At 34.8% G+C, this 21699-nt stretch carries 24 protein-coding genes; 20 read left to right on the forward strand and 4 right to left on the reverse strand.

The annotated features are described in order from the left end of the window. From FCJ93_RS11565 to FCJ93_RS11655, 20 genes are all read left to right on the forward strand, one after another. Positions 1 to 90, forward strand: a 90-nt coding sequence (locus FCJ93_RS11565) for an IS3 family transposase (protein WP_137743742.1), incomplete at its 5' end; no start/stop codon positions are given. Positions 91 to 404: 314 nt separating this feature from the next. Continuing rightward, entirely contained in the window at positions 405 to 1622 is a 1218-nt protein-coding gene (locus tag FCJ93_RS11570; RefSeq protein WP_137743743.1) for a S1C family serine protease, read from the forward strand. A gap of 312 nt (positions 1623 to 1934) precedes the next feature. After that, positions 1935 to 2093, forward strand: coding sequence for a CxxH/CxxC protein (locus FCJ93_RS11575; RefSeq protein ID WP_137743744.1), 159 nt, complete (start codon positions 1935 to 1937; stop codon positions 2091 to 2093). A gap of 80 nt (positions 2094 to 2173) precedes the next feature. Then, positions 2174 to 2653: a 23S rRNA (pseudouridine(1915)-N(3))-methyltransferase RlmH gene (rlmH, locus tag FCJ93_RS11580; protein WP_137743745.1), complete on the forward strand. Its 480-nt coding sequence runs from the start codon at positions 2174 to 2176 to the stop codon at positions 2651 to 2653. A gap of 185 nt (positions 2654 to 2838) precedes the next feature. Continuing rightward, positions 2839 to 6597, forward strand: a complete 3759-nt coding sequence (locus tag FCJ93_RS11585) for a helix-turn-helix domain-containing protein (protein WP_137743746.1) — start codon at positions 2839 to 2841, stop codon at positions 6595 to 6597. A 73-nt stretch (positions 6598 to 6670) separates the two neighbouring features. Further along, the gene (locus tag FCJ93_RS11590) at positions 6671 to 7078 is read left to right on the forward strand and encodes a hypothetical protein (RefSeq protein ID WP_137743747.1); all 408 of its coding nucleotides are present in this window, start codon (positions 6671 to 6673) and stop codon (positions 7076 to 7078) included. A gap of 77 nt (positions 7079 to 7155) precedes the next feature. Next, positions 7156 to 7605 carry a RadC family protein gene (radC, locus tag FCJ93_RS11595; protein ID WP_137743748.1) on the forward strand — a complete coding sequence of 150 codons (450 nt, stop codon included), beginning with the start codon at positions 7156 to 7158 and terminating at the stop codon, positions 7603 to 7605. A 15-nt stretch (positions 7606 to 7620) separates the two neighbouring features. Beyond that, positions 7621 to 8130, forward strand: coding sequence for a DUF1643 domain-containing protein (locus tag FCJ93_RS11600; RefSeq protein WP_137743749.1), 510 nt, complete (start codon positions 7621 to 7623; stop codon positions 8128 to 8130). 33 nt (positions 8131 to 8163) lie between these two features. Beyond that, entirely contained in the window at positions 8164 to 8469 is a 306-nt protein-coding gene (locus tag FCJ93_RS11605; RefSeq protein ID WP_137743750.1) for a hypothetical protein, read from the forward strand. A gap of 1 nt (position 8470) precedes the next feature. Continuing rightward, positions 8471 to 8779 (forward strand): DUF960 family protein, encoded by a 309-nt coding sequence (locus FCJ93_RS11610; RefSeq protein ID WP_170211294.1) that lies wholly within the window; start codon positions 8471 to 8473, stop codon positions 8777 to 8779. A gap of 105 nt (positions 8780 to 8884) precedes the next feature. Further along, entirely contained in the window at positions 8885 to 9802 is a 918-nt protein-coding gene (locus FCJ93_RS11615; RefSeq protein ID WP_137743752.1) for a hypothetical protein, read from the forward strand. 119 nt (positions 9803 to 9921) lie between these two features. Beyond that, complete coding sequence (locus tag FCJ93_RS11620) at positions 9922 to 10440, forward strand: hypothetical protein (RefSeq protein ID WP_137743753.1); 519 nt, start codon at positions 9922 to 9924, stop codon at positions 10438 to 10440. Then, positions 10440 to 12314 carry a DNA primase family protein gene (locus tag FCJ93_RS11625; protein ID WP_235879465.1) on the forward strand — a complete coding sequence of 625 codons (1875 nt, stop codon included), beginning with the start codon at positions 10440 to 10442 and terminating at the stop codon, positions 12312 to 12314. Before FCJ93_RS11620 ends, FCJ93_RS11625 begins: the two co-directional genes overlap by 1 nt. Positions 12315 to 12478: 164 nt before the next feature. Then, positions 12479 to 12628 (forward strand): hypothetical protein, encoded by a 150-nt coding sequence (locus tag FCJ93_RS24990; RefSeq protein ID WP_170211295.1) that lies wholly within the window; start codon positions 12479 to 12481, stop codon positions 12626 to 12628. Then, complete coding sequence (locus FCJ93_RS11630) at positions 12591 to 14276, forward strand: recombinase family protein (protein WP_137743754.1); 1686 nt, start codon at positions 12591 to 12593, stop codon at positions 14274 to 14276. Before FCJ93_RS24990 ends, FCJ93_RS11630 begins: the two co-directional genes overlap by 38 nt. A gap of 106 nt (positions 14277 to 14382) precedes the next feature. Beyond that, on the forward strand, positions 14383 to 14673 hold the full coding sequence (locus FCJ93_RS11635; RefSeq protein WP_137743755.1) for a hypothetical protein: 291 nt from the start codon (positions 14383 to 14385) through the stop codon (positions 14671 to 14673). A 652-nt stretch (positions 14674 to 15325) separates the two neighbouring features. Further along, positions 15326 to 15610, forward strand: a complete 285-nt coding sequence (locus FCJ93_RS11640; protein ID WP_137743756.1) for a hypothetical protein — start codon at positions 15326 to 15328, stop codon at positions 15608 to 15610. A 296-nt stretch (positions 15611 to 15906) separates the two neighbouring features. Beyond that, positions 15907 to 16266, forward strand: coding sequence for a hypothetical protein (locus FCJ93_RS11645; protein ID WP_137743757.1), 360 nt, complete (start codon positions 15907 to 15909; stop codon positions 16264 to 16266). A 201-nt stretch (positions 16267 to 16467) separates the two neighbouring features. Continuing rightward, a complete protein-coding gene (locus FCJ93_RS11650; protein ID WP_137743758.1) occupies positions 16468 to 17091 on the forward strand; it encodes an EcsC family protein in 624 nt (207 codons plus the stop codon). 146 nt (positions 17092 to 17237) lie between these two features. Further along, positions 17238 to 18161 carry a hypothetical protein gene (locus tag FCJ93_RS11655; RefSeq protein ID WP_137743759.1) on the forward strand — a complete coding sequence of 308 codons (924 nt, stop codon included), beginning with the start codon at positions 17238 to 17240 and terminating at the stop codon, positions 18159 to 18161. A gap of 151 nt (positions 18162 to 18312) precedes the next feature. Here the strand turns inward: FCJ93_RS11655 and FCJ93_RS11660 are convergent. The 4 genes from FCJ93_RS11660 to FCJ93_RS25660 form a co-directional block, all read right to left on the reverse strand. After that, positions 18313 to 19433 (reverse strand): IS3 family transposase gene (locus tag FCJ93_RS11660; protein WP_137743760.1). Its coding sequence is split into 2 segments (ribosomal slippage): positions 18313 to 19184 and positions 19184 to 19433, totalling 1122 coding nucleotides; the frame shifts between segments, so codons are not numbered across the junction. Between the two features lie 359 nt (positions 19434 to 19792). Continuing rightward, positions 19793 to 20425 (reverse strand): HEPN domain-containing protein, encoded by a 633-nt coding sequence (locus FCJ93_RS11665; protein WP_137743761.1) that lies wholly within the window; start codon positions 20423 to 20425, stop codon positions 19793 to 19795. Further along, on the reverse strand, positions 20422 to 21243 hold the full coding sequence (locus FCJ93_RS11670; protein ID WP_211344111.1) for a ParA family protein: 822 nt from the start codon (positions 21241 to 21243) through the stop codon (positions 20422 to 20424). Before FCJ93_RS11670 ends, FCJ93_RS11665 begins: the two co-directional genes overlap by 4 nt. Beyond that, a complete protein-coding gene (locus FCJ93_RS25660) occupies positions 21221 to 21463 on the reverse strand; it encodes a ParA family protein (protein WP_211344112.1) in 243 nt (80 codons plus the stop codon). Before FCJ93_RS25660 ends, FCJ93_RS11670 begins: the two co-directional genes overlap by 23 nt. Between the last annotated feature and the right edge of the window lie 236 nt (positions 21464 to 21699).

The following is a 21699-nucleotide window of genomic DNA, read 5'->3' on the forward strand; positions in this document are numbered from 1 at the left end:
GATTACTACAATAATAAGCGTATAAAAGTAAAATTGGCTGGTTTAAGTCCAATACAATACCGAACTCAAACCAGCCAATCAGCTGCTTAATAAAAACTCTAACTTTGTGGGGTCACCACCTCTCCACGCTTTTTTTATTGACTAGGGTACAGTTATGGGAGTGTATTTTTAAGTCTTTTGCCAGCAGCCAAAGCCTAATATGCTTCTTGCACGGCCAGTAACAACAGGTTCCCTCCGTTCAGTATGAAGCATGCATTAAATTGCGGCTAATTTATGAACAAATTTAAAAGGGAGAGGAATTTAAATGCTTATGATTAGTTTTTTGTTCTTGTAAGATTATAATTAGGTATATATAGGAAGAATAACTTTTAGCGATCGTTCTTATGAAAGGAATGGTGAAGAATATGGGTTATTACGACCAAGATTATGAAAGTCGTTATAAAAAGCAGAAAGGAAACAGAGGGGGCTACTTTTTAGCGAGCCTACTAGGTGTTGTACTTGGGGGATTCCTTGTCATTCTAGCCTTTCCGAAACTGGTGGATTATCATGTTCTCCCTTACGATGTGTCACCATCTCAGCAGACTGGCGGAGAGGAGAAAAGTGCGATTGAAACGCAGAATGTTGCTGTGAATGTGGAGAGCGATATTACGAAGGCGGTTGATAAGGCAGCAGATGCGGTAGTCGGAATTTCGAACATCCAGCAAACAAGCTTTTGGCATGGCAATACGTCAGACGGACAAGAAGCCGGAACAGGTTCAGGGGTTATTTATAAAAAGGAAAATGGCAAAGCCTATGTTGTTACAAACCATCATGTCATTGAGGGTGCCTCCTCTTTGGAAATTTCCTTAAACGATGGGACTAAAATCCCGGCAACGCTAAGAGGTAGTGATGTGTGGACTGACTTAGCTGTATTAGAGGTCGATGGCAGCGAGATTGAGACCATTGCCGAGTTTGGTGATTCAGACTCCTTGCGCACAGGTGAGCCTGTTATTGCGATTGGCAATCCGTTAGGTGCCATCTTTTCCGGCTCTGTCACACAAGGGATCATTTCCGGCTTAGAGAGAGCAATTCCTGTTGATATCAATCAGGATGGGATTGTCGACTGGCAGGCGGAAGTATTGCAAACGGATGCTGCGATTAATCCAGGTAACAGCGGTGGCGCTCTTATCAATATCGCCGGTCAAGTCATTGGCATCAATTCAATGAAAATTGCTGAAAGTGCCGTTGAAGGCATTGGTCTAGCGATTCCGATTAATTATGCCATTCCGATCATTGATGATTTAGAGAAACACGGGCAAGTAAATCGGCCATATATGGGGATTGAACTCCAATCCGTCAACGAAATCCCATCTTACTATCAAAAGGAAGCATTAAAGCTCCCGAATGATGTAACGAATGGTGTAGCGGTTATGCGCGTTGAACCAAATTCTCCAGCAGCTCAAGCAGGTTTAAAAGAACTCGATGTAATCGTCGAAATGGATGGGGAAGAAATTAAGGATACAATCGATTTAAGGAAGCACCTTTATACGCAGAAGAACGTGGGAGATACGTTAGAAATTAAATTTTACCGCGATGGAAAGCTTCAGGAAACGACCATGAAGCTGGCTGGAGACACATTATAATCATCAAGATTGTTACGATAAAAGCAGGGGCAACCCTGCTTTTTTTCGTGTTTAAAGGCCGGAGCTTGCTATTGTTAAAGCCTTATTATGTATAGCAGAGTTAATTTGTGGCATAACTGCAAGACGTGTGAGACCTTCGTTTTCATACGAAATAAGCCGAACAAGTTTTTTTAACAAGTGGGATAAATCGTGATTTTGGCTTTATCAGAAACAAGGAACGAAAAAAATGGTAAAATAATTGTGGATAAATGCTGAATAACAATTTATCCACAATTTAAAATATTATTTTTATTAGAATGGAGAATAAATCCGATGATATATTGCTGCGAAGAACACGTAGAAATCGCGATAGATACGATTGTAGACGACTTTGAGACGTTTCCGATATTAAATAAAATTGACGATGAAAAGTTATCAACAACCTGTGAATATTGTCAAAAACATGCTGTATATATGGTGGCGAACGCGTGATCTCATACAAGATGTGGATAGAAAATGTGGATATGTGGATAAACAATGTGGATATCTTGTTCGTAAAGTGAGGATTAGCTGTGAATATCTCAATCATTACCGTCGGAAAACTAAAAGAAAAATATTTAAAGCAAGGAATTGACGAATACTTAAAAAGAATGTCAGCTTACGCAAAGGTTGAAATCGTTGAAGTAGCCGATGAAAAAGCGCCTGAAGTTTTAAGTGAAAATGAAATGCTGCAAGTAAAGGAGAAAGAAGGAGAACGCATCCTGGCCAAGCTCCACCCCGATACATACGTCATCGCCTTAGCAATTGAAGGAAAGCAAAAATCCTCAGAAGAACTGGCCGACACACTAGACAAACTGGCCACCTACGGCAAAAGCAAAATCGCCTTCGTCATCGGCGGCTCGCTCGGCTTGAGCCAGCAGGTGTTGCAGCGATCAGACGAAAAACTATCATTCTCAAAAATGACCTTTCCCCACCAATTGATGCGCTTGGTTTTAGTGGAGCAGATCTATCGGGCGTTTCGGATTATGAGGGGGGAACCGTACCATAAGTAAATGAGGTTTTTTCAAATTTATAACAAAATAACAGTCCTCTCTTTTTTAGGAGGGGCTATTTTATTGCGCATTATAAAATTAATAATTTTAAATCATTGCGCAATAAAATTGTTGACTCTTTATTTTTGTGCGCATATAATAAATGAAACGATTGAAATTGGCGCACAAAGAAGGAGTGGGTTTGATTGAACTTAAAAGAACTGCGGGAGAATAAAAATCTGTCACAAAAGGAGTTGGCGGAAAAGGTAGGGATTAGTGCTAATACAATTCGTTCCTATGAGAATGCGACGAAATCGCCTACTATAGCCCACATGAAAAAAATTGCTGACTTTTTTAACGTAGAATTAACATCTTTGATAAACGAAGAGCTTGAAGGTAATAGTGATGTAGAAAAGCGGGTATTGAGAAGAGCCAAAAATACTTGCGAGCTATGTGAAGAAAGTGTTCCGGAGGAGTTCAAAGATGTTCCTTATTTAACTGTTTATCAATTAGAGCCAGGAAATCTTAATTTTAAAAAGGCTGCCGCTTTATGTCCTGTTTGTAAGTTTAAATTGGAAACTTTAAATCTTGATGCTGATAAAGAAAAGCTTTTAGTAAAAATATCGGAGGGTCCAAAGAATATAGTAACATCGCAATCCGGCCTTCCGACTAATCCAGATTTAATTAAGGAGGTTCATTCTGCTTTAATTGAATCCAAGGATTTTGAGGAAAAACTAAAATCTATTGCAACACAAATTGTGGATAGTTGTAATAAAGCAAATTCAGAAGCGACTATTGCTTCGAGGGTTGAAAGTAAGATTGCAGAAATAATGCAATATTTTGGAGAAGACTATGCGCCTATCCGAGAGGAATCTGTAATTGTTAATGCTGATAGCGAAGAAAAATCGCTAAGGTATCGGCTTAAGCAGAAAAAGCGTGCAGATTCACGATTTTATAATGTTATTACTGAATATAAGCAGGACATCATGGATGATTTGGAGAAAAACAAAAACCAGTTAGATGAATATCTAAAGAATATTTCTCGAAATGAAGAGGAACACATCGATAAATATTTTGGGGTTCTTACTGACGGAAGGAAAATTGTTTTTATTTCGTATTCAAGTGGAAATAAAATTGTTTCTCCGGTGCAAAATTTTGGCTTAAAAACATTAAAGGAGTTAATAAAGGTCTACCTTTCATTAGGGAGAAAGGAATTAACTGCTAAGGGATTAGTTACTGATTTTAGCATTGACTCATCTAATCAGGTAACAATCGACATGGCAAAGACTCTTTATAAAAAACTTGTCCTCAATCAAAAAATTGGAGAAACAAAATATGAAAATGAATGGGAGAAAATCTTTAAATTAGGAGGACATAACGACAATAACACTAAGAGTATTAAGGATAGAAAGACCATCCTTGCTGACTATTTTGGAATCTCCAAAGAAAAGATTGATGAGACAAAAGCATTATTTTGTTTGCATACTGCTTACGTCATCCTTATTAAGTTAATAGCTTATAATGTTACAACCGAAATATTCTTCAAAAGCTCCAACTTTTCTTTGAAATTTGATGAACTATCCCGACTAGATTCACTTGGTTTAAGAAGTGGATTAAGCGCAATTGAATCTGGAGAAATTTTCAAGCAGGTCGGTATACTAAATCTTTTAGAAGGGGATTTCTTTTCATGGTACTTACATGAGGGAATTTGGAATGAAGATATTTATGCTTGCCTAATAAAGTGTATCGAGATTTTATCAGAATACGACCCTGGTCAAAGATTATTTAACAGGGAAAATGTGCATGACTTCTTTAAGGTTTTATATGAATCAATTATTCCAAAAGAGGTTCGCCACTCACTTGGGGAGTATTATACACCAGATTGGCTTGCAGACCATGTGGTTTTCCGGAAATTAGATGAAGTTCGGAAAGTAAATCCACTTTGGAGGGGGCTCGACCCTTGTTGCGGCTCCGGTACATTTGTGATGAAAATGATTGAATATGTCCTTAAAGAAGAGGCCGACAAAGATAATTCGCTTATATTAAAAAGCGTGTTAAATAGGATTTACGGTTACGATATTAACCCACTTGCTGTATTAACATGCCGTATTAACTATTTTATTGCGATTGCAAGGTATATTGATGTCGAAAATGAGCTGCCCCAGATAGTATTTCCAATAAAATTAGGTGACGCAGCCTTAGTACCTAAAATGGCGAATATTGAAGGGACAGAATTTATTTCATATGAAATAAATGTGGACGAAAGGACATCCCTTTACTTTAGGTTACCAAAAATGGTCTTTGTACACCCTGATTTTATTTCTGTGACCCAAAAGTTTGAAGAGGAAATTTTCGAAACAGAGGAAGTTGAAACTTCAAAATTAATTGAAAAGTTATTGGGTCTATGTGAATATACCAATGAGGAAATACAATTCTCAGTTGAGGAATTCGTTGAAAATACAGTTTCCTTAATGCAAAAAGGGTGGAGTAGAGCCTGGATTAGAACAATTTTTAGTGTTCTAAGCACTATGGTAGATGGGAAATTCAACTTAATTGCATCGAATCCTCCATGGATTGATTGGAAGGCTCTTCCTGACGGCTATAGGGAAATTTTAAAACGAGCTTCTATTGAACAGCATGTATTTTCAGGTGATAACTTCACTGGCGGGATAAACCTAAATTTATGTGCCCTTATCGCAAATGTTGTTGCTGATAATTGGCTGGATTCTGACGGTTTGATGGGATTCCTTATGCCAAAATCAATTGCATTTCAACAAACGTATGCTGGGTTTAGGGAACTGGTTCAAGTTCGGAGTGGCAAATTATTATATGATGAATTCATAGACTGGTCGAAATCAGGGGACCCATTTAAACCAGTAACAGAAAAATTCCTGACATACTACTTTAAGAAAAGCGAAGAGCCCCAAAAAGAACTTATACCTGTCCTAATGTATGAAAAACGCAGAGGTGAAAATATTTTTGAAAAAAAATATAAAAACTTCAAGGCGATAGAAAATAAATTTGTACCTTTGGAAAAGGTAGCGTATATGGCTTCGGAGCACTATAACAACTTCACCTTTACAGACATCCGAAACATTGGTGATATTCCCAAAATGAAATTAATTGCGGGACAAAGTGAATATAAAGGGCGTGTAGGGTTAGGTTTATATCCTAAAGAGGGTGTTATCTTCGAGGTACTGGATGAAAAGGTTGGAACAACCAAAAATAAAATTTGGGTTCAAAACTACCAAAATAAGAAGTCTGAACGAAAAGTTCCTATTCGGCAAGTGCTAATGGATACGAAATTCCTACATCCTGTTATTGAGGGACCGAACATTGTCCGATTTGGCTTAGAAAATGTAAAATTTGTAGCACCGTTCCCATATAAGCCGTCTGATTTAAAAAGGCCAATTCCAAGGAAGGAGCTGGAATCAGAATCAAAAAGTCTTCTCGATTATTATGATTCTGTCCGTGATAATATTGCAAAGACGGATTATAATCAAAGGGTACAGGGGAAAAAAGGAGAATTTTATAGCATAACTCGTGTTGGCCCTTATACATTTGCACCTGTAAGGGTGGCTTTCAGGAATAATACAAAGTGGGTTTCAACTGTAATAAAAAATGGTATAACCCCATGGGGGGAAGAAAAAATGTATCTTCTCTTGGACCATGCTTGCTCTATTGCACAAGATAATGAGGGGAATTTTATCACGGAAGACGAGGCTCATTATATTTGTGCGGTTATGAATTCTGATATTGCAACGAAATATATAATTGATTCTTCTGACTCAAGGTCTTTTAAAACAGATTTGCCAATTCGTATTGTAAAGTACGACAAGGAAAATGAAGTTCATGTCGCTTTGTCTAATCTCTCAAAGCAGGCACATGAAGGAACTTTGGACGAATTAGAAGTAAATCGAAAATTAAATGCACTAATTACCAAATACTTGGAAGATTTAGATTGAATGAAAAAGGGTTGAAAGCAAATATGGCTTTCAACCCTTTTTTATTGCAATTTCTCAATGGGGGGTTAAAAATTTGAGAATAATACAAAGTTTTAAGGATTTAAATATCTTGGCCAGTTCAGGAATGGTTGAAGAAAATTTAATATCAACTTTATCAGCTGTATTTTGGGATAACCATAAAAGGATTGCCATAAATAAAAGTATTGATGTCCTCACAAACTTTACGAAAATAGTGATTTTTGAGAAGGGCGACAATTTGAAAAATATGGACTTCCTTGTATTCGAATCTAAATTTAGTGGTATTTTAGGCACAATTCCTAGTTTCCTTAAATATTTTGAAAAAGAAAAAGTGTATTTATATAAGATAAATTCAGATGAAAAGATTGTGGACATTTTGATTGAGGAAAAGATTATGGATAAAGATATATTGGACTTTTTCAAGATGCAATTGTTTTTACAGAGAAATGAATTAAATGAGTAGTTCCACGATGTATTCATTAAAAATTTAAATATATATTATAGCTTTGAATGAAAAATGTATCTTAGAGGAGGAAAACAATGGTCGCCAGTGCAAAAAGAATTAACATTGTTTCACTAAAATTAGTAAAGGAGTCAAGTTTACTATACAAAGAAAGGTCGGTAAGGTCGCCGGAAGATGGATATAGACTTTTAAAACTGTTCTTAGAAGAAAAAGACCGCGAGCATTTCATTGTCGCTTCACTTGACACGAAGAATCAGCCAGTATCAATTAATGTATGTCACATTGGCAGTCTGAATGCCAGCCTTGTTCATCCCAGGGAGGTAATGAAGTCTGCAATTCTTTCAAATGCTGCTTCGATAATAGTGGGACATAATCACCCATCAGGGATGTCCGAACCAAGCAAAGAAGATATAGAGGTCACTAAAAGGCTTGTAGAAGCGGGGAAAATTATTGGCATAGATGTAATCGACCATATTATCGTTGGCGAAGATTCCTTCACTTCATTAAAAGAAAAAGGCTATATCTGAAAGGAGTAAGTAACAGTGAAAACAACTAAAAGCATGGTAAAAACAGAAGTCATTTATGATGACGAAATGAAAAACAAGTATCTTGTTAGAAAAGAGTGGGATAAGAACAAGAAAAAAGCACTTGTTATCATGAAAAATGCAGGTCAAACAGATGAAATTGTGCAAGACCAAACAACAATGTATGTCACTAATAACCTTTCTAAATTGGATTACGGTGTTGTAGAAATTGTAAATCTTTTTCCATCTATTGTTAGAGATGAAACGAAAGAGTCTGTTATTGAAAATTTGAAATGTATTCAAGAAGCCATTCCAAGAGTAGATGATGTCATTATTGCGGTCGGAAAAGGAGTAGAGACAAACAAAAAAGCTGTTGAACGGTTAAACATGATTTTAGCTATATTGCTAGACAAGAAAGCAAACATTCTTCAAATAGAGGCGAATTTTGGTCGGAAAGGTTTCCATCCTCTCTACCCTGCCTTAAAAAATCGGTGGAAATTAGTACCGTATGACGCCGCCGCAATGTGAACCAATAATATTATATTTGAAAGGAGTTACGCCATGTTTGGTATTAAGCAATTGAAAGATTTTATGGTAAAGAAATTTGGTGTGGTTGTTGAATCAACTGCGTTAGGAGAGGAAACAGTAATTCTATATCACGAGGAACTAGACGAGGAACTCATTTCAGAGGATGTGCTGCAAATATTACCGAATCCAGTTTTATTTCACACATATATATACAATAACGAATCAGAGTGGATTATTGGTGTTGCTTTAGAGGCAGATACCAATAATCCACTCTTTTTAGTTTGCCTTAAAGATGGTGTAAGGGTGTATGAGAAACTTTTAAATGAGGGTGAAGGATAAAATGAATGAGCAACATAAACCACGCTACATGACAAGGGCTATTAATGAAGAATTGAATATAGAAATGCAAGCTCTCCTGTGGGAGCTATTAGATTCAATAGCGGTTAAAAGGAAAGATAAAATGGATTATTTACAGGTTTTTGAAATAGTTAATATTGGCAATAAAATAAAAATCATTAATCGTCAGGAACAACCAACCATTAAGGAAGAATTAATAATGGATAAGGGTACGATGAACATAAAAAATACCACTGTTTGGATAATTGATGAACCAGATAAGCAAACAATGTTGTTTCCAAGTGATTATTAGTCATAACATTATACTTATTTTTCTCGCAAAATTGCTTATAATATTAATCAGATAGGTGTTGGCAGAAAGCTGCCTCTCCTATTTTTTTTGCAAGGAGATGATGTAATGGAGAAGAAATACTCAACAAATATCCTTTTTGGCTGTTCCATTAAAGATATTAAAGAAAATAGTGATGCTTTTAGTTTAATGGGAAGCCATTTAATACAAAGCCTTTCTTTACTCTCAACAGTAATTAATATTATTTTTGCTGATGAAAGCCTTTCTATAGAGGCAAAGAATCATCTAGACAGGTTCAATAATATAAAAAGTTTCAAAGGAGAATTGCCTACATATTCAGAAGAACTCTGGAGCATAGAGGAATTTACAATACTTACAATAATGTTACGTTCTGTTTCCCGCAAAAGATATGACTCAATGAAAAAGACTATTGAATCTTATATGGAAACAGATAACCCACCATCAGAAAAAGTCATTGAAGCCAATAAAAAGTGGTTATTAGAAGCTTACAATTGTTTAGGGAATTTAAAGTATTATCAATGGAGCAAAAACATAACAAAAGATTGGCTTTTAATATTTTTTAAAAAAAATTTTGATTATGAAAAAATACAGTTAAATATTCAAGAGATTGAAACCATTATTAAAAAATCAGGAATGTTAGAAGGTGAATTTGATTCAATTATAGGACAAATATTAGCAAAGTGTGCTTATCCAGAGTTATTAAAAAGTAACCAAAAAAGTTTATCCATTAAGCTGATAGATGCAATTGCTGAGGTTATGTATGCCCTTGAAAGCATTGAAGGAGTTCAACCGCAGGAAATAGCAATTATCCAATCAATTAAAGCACTAGGCAAATTAAAAGATGATATTGAATATAATTACAACGTCAGCAAATACTTTACTGATACATATTGGGAACAAGTAATGGAGAAGAAGCAAAATGAAGAGGTTTTATCTTTTATAAAAGAGACACTTACAAAAAAATTTGCTGTGGAACTAGATACAATTGAAAAAAATAGCCTTTAAAAATCAACGGTTGAATCGGATTTTTTTAATCCCGATTCAACCGTATTTTATTTTGGGGCTAATCAGGTATTCTTAACAACGTAGAAACGATAGCAACTAAAAATAGGAGGAATCATTAAATGATAAAAATCAAAGATAACTTTCAAATTGCAATCAGTGCTTTAACACAAGCCCGTAGCGACCACTATGATGGCGTAAATGCCATTTACCGATTATCAGCTTGTGTATCAATTCCTAAAGGAACTTCCAATGATGGGGTTGAACGTCAAGTGAAAAAAGTTACAAAAGACTTGGCTAAGCTAAGTGTAAGACCAAATCGCATCTTTATTCACGATAACATGATTGAAATCGATTGGTACCCAAAGGCATATCGATATCAGATGGTTATGAACCGAGGACAGTATGTGGGGTTGTTACTTGAATTTGCTGAGTTTTTAAATAAGGCACCCATACAAGACCTATACATCCAAGATGGATTTTTTGATGATGACCCAGAGGACTCGGTAAGAAGTGTTGACAATGACCTAGTAAACTTCTTTCCAGAATTTAATTCAAAGTGTTTTGGAGCAGAGGATAAAGAGTCAATTGAAATTATTAACTGTTCTTTATTCGATGTATATAAGGAGATTGCTGCGTAATGGTACTAAGAAAAGTAAGACGTCCAGTAAAAAATAAACCTAATGAAGATAATAAAGTCGAAAATTACAAAAGTCTAGAAGCCAAAAAAGAGATAAGCAAAAATGAAGAAGCATCCATGAAGCAACCAAATACAGCTAGAAGTTCAAAAGCAATCGAAAAACACTCTGATTCGGTTTATAATGTTGACTTTCAAAAAGGTTTACAGGGGGAAATATCATCGTATATCTCTCCTTATAAACCTCATAAGGTTAGATTGCTAGAAACAAGTACGAATACAAAAAAATTACTCGAAGGCATTTATACAAATGAATGTCGTTCAAGATTGGTAACTGCATTAGATATGATTTCTGCCAGAGAAAGTCCAAATTATTTTATTGCTTTGCTTTACCATTTCAATCAAACTCCACAACAAGAATCTGTACAGTTATATGAATCAGCGGAACGGGTTGATGAAGCAATGATTTCTAATGAACTGCTAATGGAACTACAGCAGATTATCAAGATAAGTAAAGCCGAAGCGCATGGCTTTATCTACAATGAAAAAAAGAAAAGTTACTCATTTAATGCCAATGCCTTTGTCAAGCATTTCATTAGTCGATGTCATGTTCGGTCAACAAAAGATGGGAGACTTTTTCTCTACAATAAGAAAGGTGTTTATGAGGAATTGTCGGAAGTTGAACTAGGGAAAGTTATTCGAACTCTTATGCACGAAGGGCTTTGGAATAGTTGGAATAGTAAGTCTGAGAATGAAGTGGTCAAGGCATTGTTGCGGGAGTCAGTCACCGTTGATGATATGAACTCCAACTGGAACTTTATCAATCTAAAAAATGGGATGTTGAGTTTGGAAAGATTTGAGTTGCTTCCCCATCATCCAAGCTATTTATCGACAGTGCAATTGCCAATTGAATTTGATTCTAACGCTGTTGCCCCATCTTTTATGCGGTTCCTAAAGGAAATTACATTAGATGATGAGGAACTCATTCGTGTTCTCCAAGAAATCATAGGCTATCTTTTGTCTGCTGAAACAAAAGCGGAAAAAGCATTCTTTTTTTGCGGTAGCGGTGCAAATGGCAAGAGTGTATTAATATCTATCATTACTCAGTTGATAGGTAAAGAGAATGTGAGTAACATACCGTTGTCTGAATTTGGTCAACAGTTTGGTCTTGAAGGTCTAATCAATAAAACAGTAAATATTGCTGCTGAAAATGAAATGGGCGGTAAGGCACTAAAGACGGAAAATTTTAAAGCTATCGTTAGTGGTGACACGATTACCATTAACATCAAATACCATCCTGCCATAAGCTATAAACCACATTGCAAACTTGTCTTTGTCGTCAATACCTTACCCGATTCAATGGATGTGACAAATGGTTATTTTAGAAAGCTAATGATTGTACCCTTTAATCGGACATTTAAGCCGCATGAACGGAATGTAAATCTTACACAGGAATTATTAAAAGAGCTTCCTGGAATATTGAATTGGGCGATTGAAGGGCTAAAGCGGTTGAGAAAAAATAATTACCAGTTTAGCCGTAGCCAAGCCATTGAACAATGCCATCAAGCCTATTACTCCGAACAAAACCCTGTCATGGAGTTCTTCCTTGAACATGTACGAATTAAACAAGGAAAGAGAACGAGGCAATCTGAATTTCACCAAAGATATTTACAGTGGCTACAACTACAGGGGATTGATGACAAGGGAACAAAATCAAAACAAATCTTCTGGCGGAATTTCAAAATTATTCTTGATAATAAGGGTATTCCAATTGTGAAAAAGAAAGTGAAAGGAACTTTTTATTATGATGGATTGGAAATTGTAGGATTTGATGATACTCAACATCCATTTTTAAATAATGACATTGTTTCATTTTAGGGGGACTGGGGGGGCATATAAAAGTAAAAATGAAATGGGAAAGAAATTATATATATCTAATTTAGCCGAAAAAAGTTTCCATTTTACAAACCACCCCTCCCCCCTTTTTAGCATCATAAAAAAGTTTAAATATATATTATTAATCAGATGAGAGGATAAATAGCATGAACATGGAAGAAACATCGGAATACAACTATCAAACTCTAATTGACATCTTAGCGGAAATGGTCAAAAACTATTTGACTACTAATTCAAAACAAACAGGAGGAGAAAAAAATGCAGAATCATGCAATAAATCTGTTCGACCAGCTTGACCTTAATCAAACAGGAGTTCAGAAACGGGCGGCTTTATATGCCCGTGTATCAACAGTTGAACAGGCTGAGGAGGGTTACAGTATTGATGAGCAAATTAATCTCTTAAGAGAATGGTGTAAGCGTGAAGGATATACTATTTATAATGAATACGTTGACCGAGGAATAAGCGGTAAAAATATTAAAGGCAGACCTGCTATCCAACAATTACTCCATGATGCTAATCAGAAGGCTTTTGATATTGTATTAGTTTGGAAAATGAATCGGCTTTCAAGAAAAAGTTCTGACCTTCTAAGCATTGTTGATAGGTTGCAAAATAAAAATATTGGCTTCCGTTCTTATACAGAACGATACGAAACGGAAACGGCATCGGGGAGATTACAATTTCAAATGATGGCTGCGATTGCGGAATTTGAACGAGCAAACATTGCCGAAAATGTCAAAATGGGGATGTTAGCAAGAGCAAGAGAAGGGTCATGGAACGGTGGACAAGTTCTTGGATATGATATTGTGACGGTTCCTAGTGACAATAGGAAAAGGAAAATCTCAAAATTAGTAATTAATGAAGAAGAGGCTCAAACAGTTAGAAAAATATTTGAATTATACACACAGGGAAATGGCTATAAATCCATTGCCAATCGATTGAATAAGGAGGGTTATCGAACCAAGAAAAATAAGGAATTTTCTATTAATGGTATAAAGACTATTTTGTGTAACCCCATTTATGCTGGCTACATTAGATACAACGTCAGAAGAGATTGGAACGAAAAGAGAAGAAATAATATTAATCCAGACCCCATTATTGTAAAAGGGCGTCATACACCGATTATTACAGAAACAATGTGGGAAAAAGCTAAAAGTATTATGAAAAGCCGCACGGGTAAACCCAATAGAATCCATAGTGGTGATTTTCCCCTTACAGGTATCTTGAAATGTCCTGTATGTGGTGCGGGAATGGTATTAGGGAGAACAACCAATACCAACAAGGATGGAACTAAACGAGTATTAGAATATTACGTTTGTGGGGCATGGAAAAATAAGGGGACAGCTGTATGTCGCTCAAACGGAGTCAGAACAGAGTATGCTGAAAAGTATGTTCTTGAAAAGTTGGCGAGTTTAGCCAATAATGATGTATTAGTTCAAAGGATAGTGGAAAGTATCAATCGAAAAAATAAAGATGGCATTACACCGCTGCAGAAAGAGTATGAAATACTAAAAAAATCATTAACTACTATGCAATCAAAAAAGAATAAAATTCTAGGTTTATATGAGGATGGTGTGCTTGGTAAAGATGACCTTATTACAAGACTAGCCAACCTAAATGGTGAAATAGAGCGGTTAGAGGAACGTATAGCCCCTATTGAGGAACAAATGAGGCAAGGTGGATACCACAAGGTAAATTTTGAGCTAGTAAAACAAGTAATGCAGAATTTCATGATTGCTTATAAAGAGGCTTTGACACCTGAACAACGTAAGCGGCTGCTGCATCTATTAATTAACCAAATTACGATTTCAGATAACAGGAAAATTGATACAATACAAATTCAACTGAATAAGGAGGTTATTAAACACTTCGACATTAACGGAGGAGAGAATTCATCTATTGCTGATGAGTTCTCTCCTCCTTTTTCTGTTGTATTTGCAATTTAAAGGAGGTGAGTAAATGTAACGAATTCCCATTTTTAGGGGTGTTTCACACTAAAAGCACGAAAGTCGTTTTTCCTATATCAAATAAATAAGAAGGAGCAAAGGACATATGAGCGTTATCAGGCTGTTTAGGAACTACATTGATGAACATCATCCGCATTTAGCGGGAAAGGATTGGATAGCGGATGTTAGAGTCCTATCTGCAGCGAATATCAAAAATGAGGCTGTTAAGTCGACTATACCCGGTGAATTTACAGAAGAACTGACATGTTGGATATTCTACTATGATGGCGGTTCATCGAATTTTGTTTACTTATTACAGGATAAACAGGGTCTACAGGATATAGGAATTGGTCTTTTGAAAGATGGTGAACTTATTAAGCCTATAAGCTTCGTGTGAATTCACTGGCAGGTAGATATACAGGGCAACTAAATATGATTACAAGTCGGAGGGGTTGGCTCTAAAAGGTTGTCGTCTCTTTTTTCGTGCGTGATTTTACAGTAAAGGAGGTGAGTGCATGTCACCGATTGATTTATTTAAAGCAGGAGTGGTGTTTGGATTATCTATTTATGCACTTGCTAAAAAAGGCTTTAAGGATAGTAATTTACGAGCTTAAAAGATTCTAAGAATAAGGGATTAAAAGAACGAAAAGAGGTGATTATAATGCCATATTTCTTATTAGGAACTGTTATTGGAATTGTTGTCAGTGTGTTAACAGAACATACTCAAAAATAATTGGAGGCTAATAATATGAAAAGAATTCGATGTTTATCAGAGTTATTAGAGTTGAAACAAAAGCTACGGAGGCACTGCAATAATAACAGCAACAAATGCTCAAGGTAAATCAGCGTCTTGCATGGTAACAGTTTATAGAAATCGCTAATAATGGAATTCGAAGATTTAACGATGCTAGAGTACCAAAACAAAGGAGAGGAGAAATCGTCTGATGATGGCGATTTCTCTTCTCCTTTTTCTATTTATTTTGAAATTTAAGGAATTGATACCCTTTAACTACTTATCAAGTAAGAAAAATAATTAAGGAGTGACAATATTGAATATTATTGATGTATTTTGGCAGTACCTACATGATTATCATCCTAAATTAGTACAGAAGGACTGGTTTATGGATAGTAACGTCATCCACCGTACAGACTTAAAAAGTCATGCTGTAAAAGAGACTATTCCAACAGGTATTAATTATCTTAAGTGTAACGTGTTCTTTTATGAAGGAGGAACGAAAAATATTGTGTTTTTAATACAGGATGAGCGAGGTGTAAATAATATAGTCATTGGACTATTAAAAAATGGAGAACTTGTACATTCGATTAGCCTTTAGATTACTAGGGAAAAAACCAAATACTTAATAGATTAAGAGATTGGAACTCAATAGATGCCGTCTCTTTTTTAATGTCCAATTTTTATAGAAAGGAGTGTCCGTCTACAAGGATGCCAATAGATTTATTCAAGGCGGGATTTATATTTGGTGTTTCAATTTATTTATTTGTCAAAAAAAACTTATCTCAAAATTAAGGAGGTTAATAACATGAAGTATTTTGCATTCGGTTCTGTGCTTGGTATTGTCACTTGTTTAACAGTGGAATATTTACTGTTTCGGAAAGAGAGGGAAATCAAATGGAGTTGATACTTAAAAGACAAGATTTATTTCAATTGCAAGGAATAATACCATTTGAACTACTATGTTACCTTGAAAAAGAATTCATGGATTTGTATGAATATTATAATGCGAATGAAGATATAGAGAATTTCACGCTTGAGAATAGCCAATCTATGGCTATTCTTCAGAGCGATGAAGAAGTGGAATTTATCTTACAGGAACCTTTGGAGATTGAATTTGTTGAAAGAATATCTGAAGGGCAATTATCGTTGTATAGATTTGGGGTTAGAAATGCTGGTGAAATCCAGCTATTTTATTGTATGGAAGAAAACTTTGGTGGTTTAATTATTGAGAAATTGAAAGATATATGCAGTTGAATTTATCCTATTATTGTTAGTGATAAGACTTTGGAAATTAAACTTCTTAAATCTCTCCTCTAAAACTTTAGGAATATTATAGGAGTTGATTTGGATTAATCTACTATAAATATTGGAATAATTACCTATTGTGGTAAAATAATGATTTAATTTATCCTATTTTTCTAAAAATATATTAATTTCACAATAGGGGAGTTTAACATGTCAACAACTAGTTTAACTGAAAGTAAGATGACAAAAGTTTTAGACTGGGCATATGAAAAGGCAGTTAATGGGTTGCCAGGAACAGAAACTGCAGTAGAGTTGGCACAAAGTTATTTAAACAAGCATTCATCAGTTGAAAAAGCGATAGATGGTTTGATTCGCTGGCAAAATGCCAAAGGTGCAACAAGTGGATTTCTAACAGGATTAGGAGGACTAATTACTTTACCTGTAACTATTCCAGCAAATGTTGCATCTGTAATGTATGTGCAAGTTAGAATGATTGCCGCAATTGCGTATATGAGAGGTTATGACTTAAAGGATGACCAAGTTAAAACTTTTGTATTTGTATGTTTAACTGGGCAAGCTGCTTCAGATATTTTAAAACAAGCTGGCATGAAATTAGGTACAGCACTTGCTAAAGAAGCCATAAAAAAAATACCTGGAGAGGTAATAAAAGCAATTAATAAGGCAGTAGGCATTAGACTTGTAACTAAATTTGGACAAAAGGGCATTGTTAATTTAGGAAAGGCTGTTCCTCTAGTAGGAGGAATTATTGGTGGAGCTGTCGATGGTATCGGTACTAATACTATAGGGAAGACAGCTAAGAAGGTTTTTTCTTAATAAATATAGAGGAAGTTTAAAGAGGATATTTCAATTGAAAACAACTAAATCACAAGACCTATGCTGTTAAAGTATAGGTTAGGTATATTGCTAACTTACTAATAATTATGTGAATGTATTCTTAGAAAATGAGCTGGAGGTTAACGATGCCACTAAAATATCCAGAAAAAGTATTTGCTCGAATGATTAGATTTGTTAAAAATGATGAAATATTTTTAGTCCGACAAGACACAGCAATTCAATTTGGAAACTCATCTCGAACAATAGGAATGACTATTATGACTAATCCTGGTTCATTTAAGTTTCGGGATAGTAAGGAATGGGAAGATTTTGAGAAAGGATATACGTCTTATAATGTATTCGAAGCACTGGATAAACCTGATTTAACCATGCAAAATATAATTCATATAATACGGGAGGGGTTTAAAAGGACAAGTTTAGGTGAACCTAATGGTGTTGTAAGGATATTCAATATTTCTAATATTGTGGAATCAAAAAAGGAAAATGTAGAAGAAAAGCATCAAAAAGCTCTTCAAATAATACAAAAGGAAGAACTTTTTAATGTAAATCATCTAATTGAACCAGTAGCCAATGATGAGTATGAATTTGTAAATGCCTGCTCAAAGGTGGATTTCATCATTATGGGATTTGTAGATAAGGTTTTTCAAACTCAGGTATTAAATCTAACAGCATGGTCAGAAAATCCTGTTGTAAAAAATAAGCTTGTTTATGCAAGGGATAATAGTGGAAGGTTATCGCACCCTCGAAGATGGAGAACTGAAACTTACCTAATGGAAAAAGCTATCGAAAGGTTAGTAAATGTGTTGAATAAGGACGTCAAGGAAATTCCCAAAACAGGCTATACATTTCTTCGATGGAATGGAGAGTATGGCAGAGAAGCTAAGTTTGTAGTAAGAAATAATGAAAGTAATCAGCAGTCAATATTTATTCCTGGCAGGGTACAAGATTTAGTTTGGACAAGTGTAGACTTGGCTAATACCCCTGAATTAAAAGATTGGTCAACCTTTGAAAATGAAACAGTAGATGATTTGGATGAAGTTGCTTTTTAAATTTTGAAAAACCTCATTTAGATACGTTACGGTGAACCGTACCATAAGTGATAGTAAAGCGAAAGTTTGAAATTGATATTTAAAAATATTCTTTCTTAGATAGCACTTTAGAAATTATACTTATACTACGTAATGGATTGTCAACACAAAACTAGACAATTTTTTTAAGGTGTCTTTGCTTATAATCAATTGGGCTTTCATATCCAAGGGTCCCATGAATTCGTATGCTATTAAACCAGTGAACATAGTCTTGTAATTCCCTTGTTAGTTCATCTAAACCATTAAAATGCCTGCCTTTCACAAACTCTGTTTTGATGATTTTGAATGTTGCCTCTGCTACTGCATTATCATACGGGCAGCCCTTCATACTTAAGGATCTTTGAATATTAAATGTCTTTAAAGCATCATCAATCAATTGGTTTTTAAATTCATTTCCACGATCTGTATGAAATAGCTGTATCTTATTTAGATCGACCTTGATAGAAGCTAGCGCACGATATACGAGTAGTGCATCTTTATTTGGTCCTGTACTAAAACCAACAATTTCTCGATTAAAGAGATCGACAAAGACACATACGTATTTCCATTTTTGATTAACTCTTACGTACGTTAAATCGCTTACGATTGCGCTCATCTCTTGTTTCTGGGCGAACTCACGATTCAATTCATTTTTCTGTTCTGATTCATTACAGGTTTTCGTATGTGGTTTAAATTGAGCGGTTGTGTAGGCAGAAACAAGGCCCTGCTCCTGCATGATGCGGCCGATTCTTCGTCTGGAAACGATAAGACCACGCTTTTTTAATTCTACTTTGATTTTTCGTGTTCCATAGTTTTGACGGCTTGCGTGAAAGATATCAACCACATCAGAGACAACGGGATCCTCTGCTCTTCTTTCTTTTGCTTCATAATAATAGACACTTCTAGAGATTTGTAGGACTTTGCATATTGCTGATATCGAGTATTTGTGTTGATTATTCTTGATTACAATTACTTTCGTCCTAGTATCAGCGCGGCTTGCTTTAAAATATCATTTTCCATTTCTAGTTGTTTATTTCTTTTCCGGAGTTCCATCAATTCTTTTTGATCATTTGTTAGATTGTCTTTCTCCTTAAAAGAACCTGAATTTTGGCTCTGACTCACCCACTTATCTAAAGAAGAAGGAGTAAGGTCATATTCACGAATAATCTCTTTTCTCGATTTTCCATTTTGGTACAATTGCACGATCTGTCGTTTGAAATCTTCAGTAAATGTTCGGCGTTCTCTTTTGGCCATGTAGATTCTCCTCACTTATATTATCTGTAGTCTACTTGACCTTAAAAATTCTGTCCAACTAAGTGTAGCCTATCCAAAATGAGGTTTGAATACAAACAGTCTATAAATCGTAATAGATAGAAAACGTAAACGGAAGCTAAAAGTGATGGCGATTAAAGTATCGATATTGAAGCTAACACTGGAGGTTTAATGCTAGTAGTATCCAATCTTTAAAAATAGCAAATCACTAGTAAAGTTTAAATAAAAGGTAAAAGGAGTAGACGAAATTACTATGGTCTACTCCTTTTTTATATTAGTTTACCCTTTCCAACGTTAAGTTGAACCGTACATAAAAAGTGGGGAGAAAGAGTAGGATGGTGTTATACCATTGCCAAATTTTGTTGGTGTTGATTTAACACTCTAACAGCAAAATCATTCTGTAGATTGATGTGTATAATGTTTACTAACTGTTCTATAAAATTGATAACATCATTAACTTCTAATAATGTCAAGGATTCTTTTTCTAAATTATAAGAAGGATAATCTCCTTGATGAACTATTTGATTACGTCTCTGAGCAATTAAATTTAATTTGTTTGTTATAAATTTTCTATCTCTTCCCATACTTTCTGCAATAGTTTGCCACTTATGTTCTTCGGACCAGATTAAAGAAAGGCCTTCATTAATTTTTTCGGGAGTTTGATAAGAATTATACGATAATTTTTGTATTACAAACTGTTCAAATGCGTTAGAAGTTAGTAAAGGATCATCTAGTATAGAAATTGGGATAAGAAAATTTGAAAAACTTTTAGTAGGTATAATTTGTTTATTGTAAGTTTTGATCAGTCCTAATTTGATAACATCATGAATATATTTATCAAGGGCGGATACGGTTTGTGTCCATTGCCATCTTAATAAATCGTCTAAACTTGGTAGATTAAAGTGTTGATATACATTTGAAATTTGACGTGTGTCGCGTATTAAAAAATTAAATTGCTTAAGAGCTGAGTTCATTTTAATGTCTCAATAATAGAATTTGTGAGATTTTCAAATAGTATATCTAGTTCATGTTGTTTGTCTATCATACTTGCTTTTACTCTACCTGTAGTACCCATTTGAGAATCTTTTAAAGCGAATATTGGTACACCATGTTCATGGGACCGTTGTAAAAGGGCCCCGAATTCTGGTATTTGAGCTAAACAATATGAGTCTGTATAGCCTTTACTTTTGGCTTTGTTAATATCTGCAACCATATTAAATGTTTTAAGTTTAGGTACAAAAACTTCTTCTATAAAGTTTTGTATTTCTAAAATTTTGTCATTATAAGCTGCAGCAGGTTTGTTATTTCTAAGATTAAACCTTTGAATAATTTCTCCAATAAATTTTTGTTCTTTTTGTGGCAACGGATAAGTTGCAGTTTCAAAAAATGGAGCAGAATTTAATGACCATTGTTTCCAACGAGGTAAAACTTTTTGCATTGTATTAAGAGCCATTAATGAAAACGGATCTGGATTTGTTGGGATAATAAATGCGTCTGAAGAAATAAAAAAGGTTTGATTAATTGCACTCAGGCCTGGATTCATATCTATTAATACAATATCAATTGAATACTTTTCTGAACACAATCGGATAAGTTCAAAAAAAGAACCAGGCAAATTTTGAAGTGTTGTTATAGCATTATTACTATTTAACGACAAACTTAAGGCAGGGTCATATTCTGATAAATCCATATGACCTGGTATTAAATATAAATTTGGATTCTCACTAGGAGAATAGCAATTTATTGCTTGAATAGGGTGTGGGGTTCCTTCAAAAAGCTGGTCTGACAGCATCCTTTATATTAAATAGTTTCGAGCTGCCTGTTGTGTAATAATCTTCAAAATTATCTTTTAGTATTAATCCTGTTAAGTTACATTGTGGGTCTCCATCAACTAGTAGTACTTTGAATCCTTTTGTTGCTAATTTCCAACCAATATTGTATGTGGTGGTAGTTTTACTAACGCCGCCTTTATGATTAAAAACAGATATAGTTTTAAATGTCGTATTGTCCAAATGAACACTTCCTTTAATTTTTTCTATAGTATATCAAAAGTAGAGATTTTGACAAAATTTCTTTAAGAATAATTACGTAGAACGATTCACAACTGAATAAGGTTTAACAAATTGCAAAAGAGTTTTTTGCGAAAGACATGTTAAGAACACATAACTATGATTAACTGGGAACTTGTTATCAAATTTTATCGAATAGTCTGTTTTAATTGTAACTTAAATGGGAAATATGGAGGAAA

The organism is Robertmurraya siralis (assembly GCF_005502275.1).
Taxonomy (GTDB): Bacteria; Bacillota; Bacilli; order Bacillales; family Cytobacillaceae; genus Robertmurraya; species Robertmurraya siralis.

Coding starts and splice junctions, on each gene's coding strand:
- FCJ93_RS11635 (WP_137743755.1), top strand. CDS start 14,383: ATGAGCGTTATCAGGCTGTTTAGGAACTACATTGATGAACATCATCCG.
- FCJ93_RS11670 (WP_211344111.1), bottom strand. CDS start 21,243: ATGCTGTCAGACCAGCTTTTTGAAGGAACCCCACACCCTATTCAAGCA.
- FCJ93_RS11630 (WP_137743754.1), top strand. CDS start 12,591: ATGCAGAATCATGCAATAAATCTGTTCGACCAGCTTGACCTTAATCAA.
- FCJ93_RS11665 (WP_137743761.1), bottom strand. CDS start 20,425: ATGAACTCAGCTCTTAAGCAATTTAATTTTTTAATACGCGACACACGT.
- FCJ93_RS11655 (WP_137743759.1), top strand. CDS start 17,238: ATGCCACTAAAATATCCAGAAAAAGTATTTGCTCGAATGATTAGATTT.
- FCJ93_RS11645 (WP_137743757.1), top strand. CDS start 15,907: ATGGAGTTGATACTTAAAAGACAAGATTTATTTCAATTGCAAGGAATA.
- FCJ93_RS11650 (WP_137743758.1), top strand. CDS start 16,468: ATGTCAACAACTAGTTTAACTGAAAGTAAGATGACAAAAGTTTTAGAC.
- FCJ93_RS11625 (WP_235879465.1), top strand. CDS start 10,440: ATGGTACTAAGAAAAGTAAGACGTCCAGTAAAAAATAAACCTAATGAA.
- radC (WP_137743748.1), top strand. CDS start 7,156: ATGGTCGCCAGTGCAAAAAGAATTAACATTGTTTCACTAAAATTAGTA.
- FCJ93_RS24990 (WP_170211295.1), top strand. CDS start 12,479: ATGAACATGGAAGAAACATCGGAATACAACTATCAAACTCTAATTGAC.
- FCJ93_RS11605 (WP_137743750.1), top strand. CDS start 8,164: ATGTTTGGTATTAAGCAATTGAAAGATTTTATGGTAAAGAAATTTGGT.
- FCJ93_RS11615 (WP_137743752.1), top strand. CDS start 8,885: ATGGAGAAGAAATACTCAACAAATATCCTTTTTGGCTGTTCCATTAAA.
- FCJ93_RS11620 (WP_137743753.1), top strand. CDS start 9,922: ATGATAAAAATCAAAGATAACTTTCAAATTGCAATCAGTGCTTTAACA.
- FCJ93_RS11570 (WP_137743743.1), top strand. CDS start 405: ATGGGTTATTACGACCAAGATTATGAAAGTCGTTATAAAAAGCAGAAA.
- FCJ93_RS11610 (WP_170211294.1), top strand. CDS start 8,471: ATGAATGAGCAACATAAACCACGCTACATGACAAGGGCTATTAATGAA.
- FCJ93_RS11575 (WP_137743744.1), top strand. CDS start 1,935: ATGATATATTGCTGCGAAGAACACGTAGAAATCGCGATAGATACGATT.